Source organism: Halomonas sp. A29 (assembly GCF_046723295.1).
Classification (GTDB): Bacteria; Pseudomonadota; Gammaproteobacteria; order Pseudomonadales; family Halomonadaceae; genus Halomonas.
This window is the reverse complement of record NZ_JAXQPR010000002.1, coordinates 34,012-46,618: the sequence shown is the minus strand read 5'-3', so window position 1 is coordinate 46,618 and position 12,607 is coordinate 34,012. Positions and strand designations below refer to the sequence as shown.

The 12,607-nt window shown below is 60.6% G+C and carries 10 protein-coding genes; 3 read left to right on the top strand and 7 right to left on the bottom strand.

Features of this window, described 5'->3' with window-relative positions; all coding sequences use genetic code 11:
• Positions 1-7: 7 nt before the first annotated feature.
• The 3 genes from SPH52_RS03665 to SPH52_RS03655 all read right to left on the bottom strand — a co-directional run bounded on the left by SPH52_RS03665 (position 8) and on the right by SPH52_RS03655 (position 1,749).
• On the bottom strand, positions 8-601 hold the full coding sequence (locus SPH52_RS03665) for a hypothetical protein (protein ID WP_411793651.1): 594 nt from the start codon (positions 599-601) through the stop codon (positions 8-10).
• A 71-nt stretch (positions 602-672) separates the two neighbouring features.
• Complete coding sequence (locus SPH52_RS03660; RefSeq protein ID WP_411793650.1) at positions 673-1,008, bottom strand: TraR/DksA family transcriptional regulator; 336 nt, start codon at positions 1,006-1,008, stop codon at positions 673-675.
• 147 nt (positions 1,009-1,155) lie between these two features.
• On the bottom strand, positions 1,156-1,749 hold the full coding sequence (locus SPH52_RS03655) for a hypothetical protein (RefSeq protein WP_411793649.1): 594 nt from the start codon (positions 1,747-1,749) through the stop codon (positions 1,156-1,158).
• Positions 1,750-3,989: 2,240 nt separating this feature from the next.
• Between SPH52_RS03655 and SPH52_RS03650 the strand changes: the two genes are divergently transcribed.
• Both SPH52_RS03650 and dusA read left to right on the top strand, forming a co-directional pair.
• Positions 3,990-4,184, top strand: a complete 195-nt coding sequence (locus SPH52_RS03650) for a hypothetical protein (protein ID WP_411793648.1) — start codon at positions 3,990-3,992, stop codon at positions 4,182-4,184.
• A 221-nt stretch (positions 4,185-4,405) separates the two neighbouring features.
• Positions 4,406-5,443: a tRNA dihydrouridine(20/20a) synthase DusA gene (dusA, locus tag SPH52_RS03645; RefSeq protein WP_411793647.1), complete on the top strand. Its 1,038-nt coding sequence runs from the start codon at positions 4,406-4,408 to the stop codon at positions 5,441-5,443.
• On the opposite strand, the gene SPH52_RS03640 is transcribed toward dusA, so the two are convergent.
• Positions 5,444-6,475, bottom strand: coding sequence for a succinylglutamate desuccinylase/aspartoacylase family protein (locus SPH52_RS03640; protein WP_411793646.1), 1,032 nt, complete (start codon positions 6,473-6,475; stop codon positions 5,444-5,446).
• A gap of 178 nt (positions 6,476-6,653) precedes the next feature.
• On the opposite strand from SPH52_RS03640, the gene SPH52_RS03635 reads away from it, so the two are divergent.
• Positions 6,654-7,268: a TetR family transcriptional regulator gene (locus tag SPH52_RS03635; RefSeq protein ID WP_411793645.1), complete on the top strand. Its 615-nt coding sequence runs from the start codon at positions 6,654-6,656 to the stop codon at positions 7,266-7,268.
• An 18-nt stretch (positions 7,269-7,286) separates the two neighbouring features.
• On the opposite strand, the gene SPH52_RS03630 is transcribed toward SPH52_RS03635, so the two are convergent.
• The 3 genes from SPH52_RS03630 to SPH52_RS03620 form a co-directional block, all read right to left on the bottom strand.
• A complete protein-coding gene (locus tag SPH52_RS03630) occupies positions 7,287-7,979 on the bottom strand; it encodes a hypothetical protein (RefSeq protein ID WP_411793644.1) in 693 nt (230 codons plus the stop codon).
• A 144-nt stretch (positions 7,980-8,123) separates the two neighbouring features.
• Positions 8,124-11,291 carry an efflux RND transporter permease subunit gene (locus SPH52_RS03625; RefSeq protein ID WP_411793643.1) on the bottom strand — a complete coding sequence of 1,056 codons (3,168 nt, stop codon included), beginning with the start codon at positions 11,289-11,291 and terminating at the stop codon, positions 8,124-8,126.
• A complete protein-coding gene (locus SPH52_RS03620; RefSeq protein WP_411793642.1) occupies positions 11,288-12,568 on the bottom strand; it encodes an efflux RND transporter periplasmic adaptor subunit in 1,281 nt (426 codons plus the stop codon). Before SPH52_RS03620 ends, SPH52_RS03625 begins: the two co-directional genes overlap by 4 nt.
• Positions 12,569-12,607: the final 39 nt, after the last annotated feature.

The following is a 12,607-nucleotide window of genomic DNA, read 5'->3' as shown; positions in this document are numbered from 1 at the left end:
TCCGATTTCATTCGACTTCCAGCACGTCTACCTGGTCGGTGGCACGGCGTGGTTCACTGCCGATCAGGTAACGTCGCGAGTAGCTTGCCACCTGCCCCAGGCCATGGCGAGCACGCTGGACCAATGGGCCTTCGAGATATTCGCCTTGGGCGCCGATTCGCTCGCGTACGGAGGTAGGTTGAACGCTGGACTCAACCAAGTTGACAGTGATGGTGTAACCGCCATCAGGCAGGCCACTACCCGGCCCGAATGGCCCAGCGGCAAAATGTCCTTCCAATACCGCAGTACGTGATTGCCAGCGCACTCCACTCAGCTCGCGCTCCACCACAATCAGGAGGCGCGTCTCATCCGGCAGGTTGCTCTCTCCCTCCACCATGAGACGTCGATCATTGCGTAACGTGGCCGATACGTGAATTTCGACCGGCAAGGGATCTACCGCAGCCGCTTCGTCTTCGGGCTCACTCACGATTTCGACTGACTGCTCGGGCGGTGCCTCTTCCTCTCCTGTCGTATCATCGCCATTACCATTGCCATCGCCACCACAACCCGACAGCCACAACATCGTCAGCAGCCCTGCGCAGGATCGCCGCCATGCCTTCATGCCTTTCTCCTGACCGAACATTGTTTTCCTAGACTAACACTCAGGCGGTTGGCAAGTCCTGTCCGGCGCGGCTACGTCTCTCCTTCCTGCTCAGCACAATCGAGACAAAGCGTAGCGTAGGGAATCGCGTCGAGCCTTCGGGGGTCGATCGGCACGCCACAGCGTTCACACAATTCGCCTTCACCTTCCTCGATACGCTCTAGCGCATGCATAACCTGCCCCAACTCCTCTTCGGCCTCCTCCTCGAGAGCATCGATGACATCTTCGTTCTCAAGTTCGATGGCCTGGTCTTCCATGTCCCTGTCCAAGGGATTTTCCAAGCGCATCTTGTGGACCTTGTAGCGATCAACACGTTCGACAAGCTCATCGCGTAAAGCTTCGAGCAATTCTTGACGCTGTTCCATCATCGCACCTCCAAATCATGCACCCTCCTCTTCTACATAGCACATGATGAAAGAGCACACTTTCCAGAATCGCAGGTTAAATTCAGCTCCCTTGACCAGCGTTATCATTCTGTTTCGGTCAACAGGCTTCCACATTGCCTGATTGGCACGTCAGCCCCGGTCTGAAGCAGTCCACTGAGCCTGGCCGTAGGGCATGCAGCAGGAGATCCGCTCACCCGCCTGCACCAGTCGGTCGGCTATTTCGATGCACTCCCCTTGGGTCAGGAAGGGCCCGATAGATCGCTCCCTGCTCCGCGTATAGAACGTGAACTCATGAAGTTCCATGCTGGAGTCTTCCCAGCCACCGAGCCGGTCGGCATAGGTATCGACCATGGCCGCGGCATCGGAAAAGATGCCGCACAAGATCTCGTAGTGAACCAGGGTAGCGGACCGTAGCCGCTCTTCTTGCTCCCGGTCCAGATATTCTGTCATCAAGCAGTAATATTTTTTAGTATCAAGAATACTAAGGGAATGAGAAAAAAGTTCTTCATCATAAAGCATGAGCTCGGCCGTACTCTGCGAATAAGAGACGCTTATTTTTTGATACCTGATATCCTCCACCTCCTTCCCGGAGGCCATATTGACGCCGCCTGCATATGGCCGGAAAAGTATCCAGACCATGAATGAAACGAGCAGCATTATTGCGAAAGAAGGGCCTTTGGCATCAAGAAATTTTAACCCTAACTTCCATGTTAGCCTGATCATTCTTTTTCTCCTGCGCCACCAGTCTCTTAAGCGAGGCTGGAGTCAAGCTTCATTTTCAACTCCTTCGGTATTCATGCCGCTTCGATCACTAGCGGTATCTTGGAGCCACCCCACGGCTCCATCGCCTCAGAACGACAACCACGATCAAGAAAGTCAGCCAACGGATGATGGCCCACATAGCATAATGCCACTGAGCGATTGCGAAAGTATTAACCTAAGTTAAAGCTCTGTGCAGGATTTTTCCCGCCGCCCAAGACCAAGTCTCAAATCGTTGAATAACTTATAAATTTCCGTTTAACACTAAACCACATTCGGAAATTTGCGTCGGCAACAAGGAAAAAGAAAGCCCGGCATGACCGGGCTTCAATTCTTGGTTCCTTTCCAGTTCACATGACGATTCTGTCATGCATCCTTGGCGTCAGCGGGCATCCTGCCCGATCTTCCTTCTTCCCCGCTCCTTGCGAGATAGCCCCATGCTAGTGGAGCAATCCTCGTATTGACCAATGGTAAAACTTCATCGTTACCCATTAGGCACACAGCTTTTGACAATATCATCTTCTTGAAATACGCAGGCTATATGAGGCCGACTCGGCCCGCTCAGACATCCCTACTGGCCGCTATACTTGTATCCAGAGCAAGTACGGAGACAAGCCCGGCATACAGCCGGGCTCGATTCGACTCCGTCCACACTTCTACGACATCCCTATCCAAAACTCCTTGATTACCAAGCCATCCTGGCACTTCTTCCTTGGAGAGCCTCCTTGGCTCGACCACTGACAGCTTGACAGATCAGGTAAGAAAAAGATGCTGCCTTTGGCTCTTCATCTTGTAAGACATCGCCGACACGGAATGTAATCTACTTGCTCAGGAAGCGGCGTCTGGCACGCTCCCATGTTCTATTTCTATTCCTCCTCCTGCGAGGCACGCAAGGCTTCTATTTGATGGCCAGTCAGGTTTTCGCTCTTGCCGGCCTATGTTCGTAACGAAGGGGCTCGAAACGGACTCTAAGAATCAGCAAGGTTTCCACGACCCTTGCCTCCAAAAAGAAGCAGCCCCCTCACCAAGGTGAGAGGGCTAATTGACTGCCTCGTGCAGATAACGCTTCTGGAACTCCCTGGCCACCGTGACATCCTTGTCTCAATCAGCCTTCCTGTTCCGTATTGTCGAGCCTCCTGCCCATCAAGGCCTCCTGCCTTGGAAGGCTTCCATGCCTCACTTACGTCTTCAGAATAGTTCGGCAATGAAGCACATCAAGAGACGAAAGGAAAAATAATGTTCCACTATGTAATGAAAATAAGGTTTTATGAATTATTATGAAACGCCAGGATGGTTTATGTTTCCAATGGCAGTATTGATCAAAAAAACCCGGCCGTCAGGCCGGGTCGAATTTTCGCTTCCTTACTTCCTTCTCAAGCATCCTGCTCGAGCATCCCTGGTGTATGAGCCGTCCCTGACTCGGTCTTCCTTGCTGAGCTCTCCTTGCTCGATAGGTACACTGTGACAGCTATTCGCAGGCTGGATCTTTAACCTGGGATAAGTAAGGTGTAAAAGATCACGCAAAATGCCATCAGGCAGTAAATAGGCAAGACCCCGACCATCCCTGGCCAGAGCCTTGCAGGCGCGCTTCTCTTCATCCTTGGCGACCAGGGCGAACTGATCGCTTGGCGAAGCGTCCCGCTTAACCTACCAACCGCTCGGTAGCGAGGATAGAGCCAAACGCTTAAGTTGTTGTAGGAAATTTGCCATACGTAGCGCATCACGCCGCCGAGTGCCTTCAGTGCCAGGCGTTCAGCTGCCACCTCCTCCAGCCCGGCCTCACCCAGCGTTATTCAGCCCGTCGAAGCCCCCTGCCTGCTGCGCCGGCCCTATGAACACGAAAACCCGGCCGTGAGGCCGGGCTGAATCTTCGCTTCCTTTCCACCTTCTCAAGCATCCTGCTCGAGCTTCCTTGGTTCCGAGCAGTCCCTCGCTCTTTCTTCCCTGTAGGGCTCTCCGTTGCCCGTTACAAACAAGGTAGTTGCTTCAAGCGAGATGCGGTTTAACGCACGATATGAGGCAATGTAAGAAATCGCCGCTTCGCTTTGTAGGAAATATCTTACAAGCACTTTAGGGAAGACAGACCGCTTGGCACCCGCACTGATGCTGGTTGGCACATAAGCAGGCTGCAGGCATATGGGCCGCTGCCAGAGCGATTCTGCACTACCCTCGACAGTTAGTGGTTTTCAATGGAGGACGACGCCATGGACAAGGCCGTCATCGACGTGATCCGAGAGAAGGAACAGCTACCCGACGGCATGAGCGATGGCGAAATTGCTCGGGAGTACAAAGGGATCTATACCGCCGCGCGAGCCGCGGTGAGCCTGGATCATAAACCGCTCGATCAGGTACTCGCGGATGCCATGAGCAAGGTATTCCCGTTCATGCGGAAGAAGTAACACGCCACACCAACAGCGCCTCTGCTCTGGGCGCGCTGCACCTTCTTGCGTACAATAACCGGCCACCTCATTCCAGTTCCCTGCAGCTCGTCACGGTGCGACTCATTCGGCGCACCTATCGAGCCGCTAACGTATTGATATTTTGCGCATTACAACTGAATTGAGTGGGATGAAATGAGGTGATCAAAACGCTAATGTCGGCTATACCCTGGAGGCCATAGATGAGCAACACGACTGGAAACGACCCGCTGGTACGGGCGCGCCGGTTTTCTGTGGCACCGATGATGGACTGGACGACCCGTGATTACCGTGCCTTCGCCCGCACCCTCACCCGCCAGGCCCTGCTCTATACCGAAATGGTAACCACCGGCGCCATCCTGCACGGCAGCCCTCGCGAGCGCTTCCTCGGCTATGACGAAGTGGAGCATCCCATTGCGCTGCAGCTGGGCGGCAGCGATCCGGCTGAGCTGGCGGAGTGCGCGGCGATTGCCGAGGCGTGGGGCTACGATGAGGTGAACCTCAACGTCGGCTGCCCCAGCGACCGAGTACAGAACAACATGATCGGCGCCTGCCTGATGGGCCATCCGGATAAGGTCGCCGCTGCGGTACGCGCCATGCGCGAGGTGGTGAACATTCCGGTCACAGTGAAGTGCCGCATCGGCATCGACGACCAGGACGAGGACGCCGACCTGGAGCGCTTCATTTCCCAGGTAGCGGATGCCGGCTGCGAGACGTTCATCGTACATGCGCGCAAGGCGTGGCTGCAGGGGCTTTCTCCCAAGGAGAACCGCGACATCCCGCCGCTCAACTACCCGCGCGTACACCGCCTCAAGGCCAGTCGACCGGAACTTCATATCGGCATCAACGGCGGCATCAAGACGCTCGAAGAATGCCGCGAGCAGCTAGCCCATGTGGACAGCGTGATGGTCGGCCGCGAGGCGTACCAGAACCCCTGGCTACTGGCCGGTGTGGACCAGGCGCTCTACGGCGACGCCGGGCCGGCCGTCAGCCGCCATGCGGCCGCTCGAGCCTTCCGCCCCTACATTGCACGCCGGCTCGAGGAAGGCGCCAAGCTCAACCACGTGACTCGCCACCTGCTCGGCCTGTTCCAGGGTCAGCCGGGCGGACGTCGCTTCCGCCGCCATCTCTCCGAAAATGGCCACCTCGACGGCGCCTGCCTGCGAGTATTCGACGATGCCCTGAGCCTGGTGCCGGAAAGGGATTCCTGTGCAGCCGAAACCAGCCTCACCGAAGCGTGATCAGTAGAGCGGATCGGGCGGCGGCTCGAGGCTGGAGTGAAAACCCTCGATAGCGCTTTCGGCTTCTTCGATGGCATCGAAGCGGGCAATATGGAACAGTGCTTCCCCTTCATTGGCCAGCGGCAGCCTGCTCATGCCGATTACGATGCCATCGGCCATGGCCTTGACGCAGGCCTCGGCATTTCCGAGAGGGTCGGCCACCTTGCCTAGCACATCGCCCTTGGTCACCCGGGCGCCAAGCCGGACCTTAGGCCGCAGAATGCCGTCGATAGGCGCACGCGCCCAGCTCGATCCATTGGCCAACTCTGCCGCTGGTGGCGTCCGCCGACGATGCTCTCCCGCCAGCATGCCCAGCCGACGCATGACTCGCAGTACGCCACGCACCCCGGGCGCAATTGCCCACTCGTCGAAGCGCAACGCCTCGCCGGCTTCATAGGTCAGCACCGGAATGCCCCGCGTCTGGGCATAGTGGCGCAGGCTGCCTTCGCGTAGTTCGGCGTTGAGGATCACTGGCGCGCCGAAGGCATTGGCCATGCGCTCGGTCTCGCTGCCCGGGCTGAGCTGGGCACGGATCTGCGGCAGATTGGTGCGGTGAATGGCTCCCGTATGCAGGTCGATGATGTGCGTGGCGTGATCTACGATCTGCTCGCGAAACAGCGCCGCTACCCGCGCACCCAGCGAGCCCGACTCGCTGCCGGGAAAGCAGCGGTTGAGGTCGCGCCGATCCGGCAGGTAGCGGCTGTGCTGCATGAAGCCGAAGACGTTGACGACGGGTACGGCGATCAGGGTACCGTGCAGCCCTTGGATCTGCTTCGAGCGCATCAGTCTACGCACGATCTCCACACTGTTGATCTCATCGCCGTGGATACCCCCGCACACCAGCAGGACCGGCCCCTGGCGGCGACCGTGCACCACTTCGATGGGAATGTGCAACGGTGCATGGGTATAGAGTCGCGCCACCGGCACGTCGACTTGAAGTCGGCTGCCAGGCTTGATCTTGGCGCCATTGAGCTCGAAGGAAGCGCGGGGCATGGCTTTTCCCGAAACAGAACGGTGTTCGATCCGTTATACCGTGCCACTGCGTGGAATACGAGAGTTGAACAAAGATGGCGCTCCACTGCGAAGCGTGACATACATATGTGAATGTAAGCCCGCCTACGCTGCGGTAGAATGACAGAAACATGACAGCTCCGAGGAGAAACCACTCACCATGGCCCGACGTACCAAGGCAGAAGCCGCCGCCACGCGCGAAGCCCTGCTCGATGCCGCCGAGGCTGTCTTCCTCGAGCGCGGCGTGGCCCGCACTTCGCTGGAGCAGATCGCTCGCGCGGCCGGCATGACCCGCGGTGCCGTCTATTGGCACTTCAAGAACAAGGCCGACCTGTTCCGGGCCATGCTGCAACGGGTACGCATGCCGTTCGAGGAACTGGTCGAGGAGATTGGCGACCCGGGGCTAGCGGAAAGACCGCTGGATGCCATCCACCAGGCCTGCCAGCGTGGCTTCGAGCGCCTAGAGCAGCCGCGCTATCGACGCGTGCATGCCATTTTGATCCACCACTGCGAGACCTTCGCCGAAATCGACCCACTGGCGATGCAGAACGAGATGGCCGACGAAGCGTGCGGTGCCCTGCTCGGATATTTCGAGAGTGCCGCCCGGCTCGGCCATCTACGCGACGACATCCCACCGGAAGTCGCCGCCCGCCTGTTCCAGGCAATACTTGGCGGGCTGTTCCACGACTGGCTGCGCAACTACGAGACCTTCAGCCTGCACGAACGGGGTGCACAGCTCATCGAGACTCAGTTGACACTACTGCGCTCCTCTTAGCGTTACGCTTGCACCACGTTACAGCGGCGCCTCGGCCCCACCATGGCTCGCCCCGGCACGGCTGCGTGCAAGACGCAGCCGGCTCAGATGCACGCGCGCTTCACAATATCGGCTCTCCGCCACGCTGCGATAGGCCCCCTCCTGGGCCACGAACTTGACCAGTACCCGGCGCTCGCCGGGGTGTGGCAGGTCGTCTGGCTTGCCATGCAGTCGCACTTCGCACTCGGGGTCGTCGACGACCGTGGCCGTGGCCCAGCCGTGCGCATCGGGCGCGTCACGCACCTGCACCGTTTCACCCAGCAGGCAGCGAGGCTGGGCCCGAGCCGCCCGGTGAAAGCGACGGTGCAGCGCGTGACACAGGCTGGCTGCCAATGGCGAGGCAAGAACGAAAGCTGCCCACAGTACCGCCACGCCAACGGGTATGCGGAACAGGCCCAGCGGCAGCCAGCGCAGCACGGCCAACTCGATGGCCAGGGTCATGGCTCCAGCCAACCCCAGCAGCACACTGAGCGCAACGGAAATCGGCACGCCAGCAAAACCCAGCGCCACCATGGTGCTTGCCAGGTGATCCCCTTTCAGGCTGTCGCGCGCAAACAGTTCCAGGGGCGCCAGGCGCAGCAGTACCAGCAGCCAGTAGAGCAGTATTAATGGCAGCAGGATGCTGAATACGACGACGGGAAAACTCAGGGCAATCTGACGCAGCGCTTCCATGGCGGCCTCCTCGCGATTGACGCTCGACTCACTCTCAGCCTAGCCCAAGGTGCTCTGCGAGGGGCACGCTTCAGGTCATGAAATGAAACGGAGCGTCATCCCGCAGGATGACGCCCCGTCAGCTGCCTAAGAAATGGCTGGCGCTCAGTGCTCGGTCGCAGTCTCTTGCCGGCCGCGCAGCTGGTAGCGCAGCCAGTCGGAGACACGGGCGATGACGGCGTAGAAGCTCGGCACGAAGAGGCTGCCAAGTATCGCCACCGAGGCCATGCCCACCGCGACGGTGGTGCCGATATGGTGGCTGCTGACGTCACTCGCCCCGCTGGCGAGTGCCAGTGGCAATGTGCCGAAGATGAACGCCAGCGAGGTCATCACGATCGGCCGGAAGCGCAGCTCCGCCGCCGTAATGGCCGCATCGCGGATCGACTTGCCCTGCTCCTTGCGCTGCAACTCGGCGAATTCGACGATCAAGATGGCGTTCTTGGCTGCCAACCCCACTACCACCAGCATGCCGATCTCCACGTAGACACTGGTATCGAGCCCACGCAGCACGATACCGCCGATACCGCCCAGGAAAGCGAAGGGCGTCGCCGTGAGTACCGCCAGCGGCAACGACCAGCTCTCGTACTGCGCTGCCAGGATCAGGAATACCATCAGGATGCCGAAGACGATGGCCAGCGTCGCGGTATTGCCGAGCTGGCTCTCCTGGTAGGCAGTACCAGTCCAGCCCATGCCCCATCCACCGCCGAGGGTTTCTGCGACGATCTCCTCCATGGCGGCGATCGCCTGGCCCGAACTGTAGCCCGGCGCGGGTCCGCCCTGGAACTGCGCCCCCAGATAGACACCGAAGCGCGACACCACCGCAGGCTTGGCCTGGCGTTCCAGCGTGACGAACTCCGAGAGCGGGATCCGCTCGCCATTGCCCCCGCGCACGTAGACGCTGCTGACGTCGTCCGGGGTCTTGCGGAAGTCATCCTCGTTCTGCAGATAGACCTGGAAGTTACGGTTCTGGTAGCTGAAGAAGTTGACGAAACCGTTGCCGAAGGTGTTCGACAGGGTCGCGTTGAGGTCTTCCAGGGCCACGCCGTAACTCAGCGCCTTCTGCTGGTCGATCACAGCACGATAGCCCGGCACGTTGACGTTGAAGGTGGTAAACACCCGCTGCAGGGCAGGATGCTGATTAGCCGCCTGCATTACCTGAACGGACGCCTGGAACAACTCCTGCGGCGAGGCCCCTTCGAAGGATTGCAGGTAGCCTTCGAAGCCCCCAGTGGTCGAGAGCCCCATGATCGGCGGTACGTTGAACGCCATGGCCGAGCCGCCGGGAATCTCCGCGCCCAGCTGCATGATGCGCCCCACCAGTTCGGTGGCGGTCAGCTCGCGCTCGTCCCAAGGCTCCATGTTGATGAACATGATGCCCCGCGCGGTATTCACCGAGCCCGAGAGAATGTCATAGCCGGCCACCGCGGTGGAATATTGCACACCCGGAATTTCCTGGATGCGCGAGCTGAGTTCATCCATGTAGCTCTCGGTGCGTGCCAGAGAGGCGGAGTCGGGCAGCTGGACGCTGGCCAGCACGATGCCCTGATCGGTCTCGGGCACCAGGGTCGAGGGCGCAATCTGATAGAGCCACCAGGAGCCGCCAATGACCAGCCCCGTCAACAGCAGCGCCAGCCCCCAGAAACGCACCAGCGCCTTGACCAGCCACATGTAGGTAGCCGTAACGCCGGCGAAAAGACGGTCGAACAGCCGCAGTGGCGTGTAGAGCGCCCGCATCAGCTTGGACTGCCCCACGCCCTTCGGCTTGTGCTTGATGAAGATGGCCGACAGTGCCGGGGTGAAAGTCAGTGCCATGAGCGCCGAGAAGGCCACCGAGACGGCGACCGTGATGGCGAACTGCTGGTAGATCTGGCCGGTGAAGCCGCCCAAGAAGGCCACCGGCACGAACACCGCCGCCATGATCAGCGAAGTGGCGATGACCGGACCACCCACTTCCCGCATGGCACGGATGGTCGCCTGGGTCACCGTGATCTCGTCATCCTCGCTGAGCACGCGCTCGACGTTCTCCACCACCAGGATGGCGTCATCGACCACGATGCCGATGGAGAGCACCAGCGCGAACAGCGTCAGCAGGTTGATCGAGAAGCCGAACATGAAGAAGCCGGCGAAAGTAGCCAGCACCGAGACCGGCACCACCGACATGGCGATTACCGTGAAGCGCCAGTTCTGCAGGAAGATGAACAGGATCACGCCGACGATCAGGAAGGCCTCGATGAAGACGTTGGTGACGGTATCCACCGAGGCCCCGATGAACAGCGTGGTGTCATAGGGCACCACGTACTCGAGTCCGGGCGGAAAGCGTCCCTCCAACTCGGTCATGGTCTCGTGCACTGCCCGCGCCGTTTCCAGAGCGTTGGCACCCGGCTGCTGATTGATGATGATCGGCGTCATGGTGGCGCCGTTCAGTCGTGCCTGCACGCCGTAATAGGAAGCACCCAGCTCGATGCGCGCCACGTCGTCCAGGCGCAGGGATGAACCGTCGGGGTTGGTGCGCAGGAAGATGTTGCGGAAGTCCTCGACGTCGCTGAGCCGCCCGCCGGCGGTAATGGTATAGGTAAACGCCCGCGGATCTCGCTGCGGCGTGGCCGCCAGGCTGCCTGCCGGCACCTCGGTGTTCTGGGCGCGAATCGCCCTGGCCACTTCGGTGGGGGTCAGATCATACTGGGCCAGCTTGTCGGGATCCATCCATACGCGCATGGCGAACTCGCCACCGCCCAGCACCGACGCCTCGCCGACCCCGGGAACCTGGCGCAGCTCGTCGAGGATGTTCAGCGTGGCGTAGTTCTGCATGAAGACGTTGTTGTAATCGTCCTGCGGTGAAATCAGCGCCACCAGCATCAGAATCGAGCTGGAGCGAAGCTCCACCGTCACACCCTGGGCCTGCACGGCTTCGGGCAGACGAGACAACGCACCCTGCACACGATTGTTGACGTTGATGGTATTGATGGCGCCGTCGGTGCCGATATTGAACGCCACGTTCAGACTCATGGAACCGTTGTCGCCGCTGGTCGAGGTCATGTAGAGCATGTCCTCGACACCGTTGATCGCCTCGGCCAGCGGGGCTGCCACCGTCTGCGCCACGGTTTCGGCATCGGCGCCCGGAAACTGCGCCTGCACCGACACCGTGGGCGGCACCACGCTGGGGTACTGCTCGATGGGCAGCACCCGCATGCTGACCACCCCCATCACGGTGAGGATGATCGCCAGCACCGTGGCGAAGATGGGGCGCTTGATGAAGAAATTGGAAAAATTCATGCGTCGTCCTCGCCGCCCTCAGCGGCTTCCTCCCCCGGCATGGCCTCGGCGGCTTCCTGCTCCTGCATGGCCTCGGCAGCCTCGCGCTCGGCCTCGGCTTCGGCCTGCTCGACTTCCTCGACCAGCGCCTGCGCATCGCCCCCAAAGGGCTGCGGGTCGATGGGCGTGCCGGGATCGATGCCGGCCGGGTCGCCGACTACTACCCTCTCGCCCGGCTCTAGGCCACCACGAATGATCTGCCACGGGCCAGCCACCTCGCCCAACTCTACGGTACGCGCACGGGCCACATCGTCCTCGTCCAGGACGAACACCTGGGGGCCCATCAGGCCCTGAGTGATGGCGATCTCGGGTACCGCCAGCACGTCGAAACGCTTGAGCCCCTCCAGGCTGATGCGCGCGAACTGGCCGGGCAGTACCAGGGCATCGGGATTAGGGAAGGTGGCACTGGCCTGGACCGTGCTGGTGCGCTCATCCACCCGCGAGCCCAGGAAATCGAGCCGGCCGGACAGGGTCTGGCTAGCGGCGCCGCTGCCACCTGGGGCTTCGAGAACGCCACGGATCGACTCGACGTTGCCGTCGGCCAACTGCCGGCGTAGTTCAAAGGCGTCGCGCTGGGGCAGTTGGAAACGCACCTCCAGCGGATCCAGCGGTGTGATGGTGGCCAGAACCGAGCCGGGGCTGACCAGGTTGCCGACGTTGACCTGCGCCAGGCCGATCACGCCCGATACCGGAGCGGTGACCTCGGCATACTCGAGGTCGATGCGGGAGCTGGCCAGCGCCGCTTCGGCCTGGGCCACGGCAGCGCGTGCCACGCCAAGGTCCGCACGGGCCTGGTCGACCTGCTGCTGGCTCACCGAATTCTGGCTCAACAGGCGCTCGAAACGCTCGGCATCGCGCTGGGCGCGGGATAGCTCGGCCTGGGCGCTCTGGAGGTTGGCCTGGTGCTGGTTCACCGTTGCCTGATAGACGTCCGGCTCGATGGAGAACAGCGGCTGGCCTCTCTCCACCTGCTCGCCGGGCTCGAAATGGCGCTGCTCCAGGATACCTGTGATCCGGGCCACCAGAGTCACCTCGTCATCGCTGCGCAGCATCGACGGGTAAGATTTTTCCAGCGCGATATCCTGGCGCGCAATGGCTACGACCTCGACGGGATGCGGCTGACGCTCAGGCGCAGCCTGCTGCGCCTGAGGATTTTCCTCCTGGCCACAGGCGGCCAGCAACAGACCGGCGGCCAGCGCCATCAGAGCGGCCCGGCCGAGTCGAAATGTGCTTTTCATGATGTGCGTCGTTCCCGTTGATGCGTCAGAGGTCGGCAA

Bases quoted from the DNA above. Each gene is read 5' to 3' on its own strand.
- SPH52_RS03635 (WP_411793645.1), top strand. From the start codon at position 6,654: ATGGCCCGACGTACCAAGGCAGAAGCCGCCGCCACGCGCGAAGCCCTG.
- SPH52_RS03660 (WP_411793650.1), bottom strand. From the start codon at position 1,008: ATGATGGAACAGCGTCAAGAATTGCTCGAAGCTTTACGCGATGAGCTT.
- SPH52_RS03655 (WP_411793649.1), bottom strand. From the start codon at position 1,749: ATGATCAGGCTAACATGGAAGTTAGGGTTAAAATTTCTTGATGCCAAA.
- SPH52_RS03620 (WP_411793642.1), bottom strand. From the start codon at position 12,568: ATGAAAAGCACATTTCGACTCGGCCGGGCCGCTCTGATGGCGCTGGCC.
- SPH52_RS03665 (WP_411793651.1), bottom strand. From the start codon at position 601: ATGAAGGCATGGCGGCGATCCTGCGCAGGGCTGCTGACGATGTTGTGG.
- SPH52_RS03650 (WP_411793648.1), top strand. From the start codon at position 3,990: ATGGACAAGGCCGTCATCGACGTGATCCGAGAGAAGGAACAGCTACCC.
- SPH52_RS03630 (WP_411793644.1), bottom strand. From the start codon at position 7,979: ATGGAAGCGCTGCGTCAGATTGCCCTGAGTTTTCCCGTCGTCGTATTC.
- SPH52_RS03625 (WP_411793643.1), bottom strand. From the start codon at position 11,291: ATGAATTTTTCCAATTTCTTCATCAAGCGCCCCATCTTCGCCACGGTG.
- dusA (WP_411793647.1), top strand. From the start codon at position 4,406: ATGAGCAACACGACTGGAAACGACCCGCTGGTACGGGCGCGCCGGTTT.
- SPH52_RS03640 (WP_411793646.1), bottom strand. From the start codon at position 6,475: ATGCCCCGCGCTTCCTTCGAGCTCAATGGCGCCAAGATCAAGCCTGGC.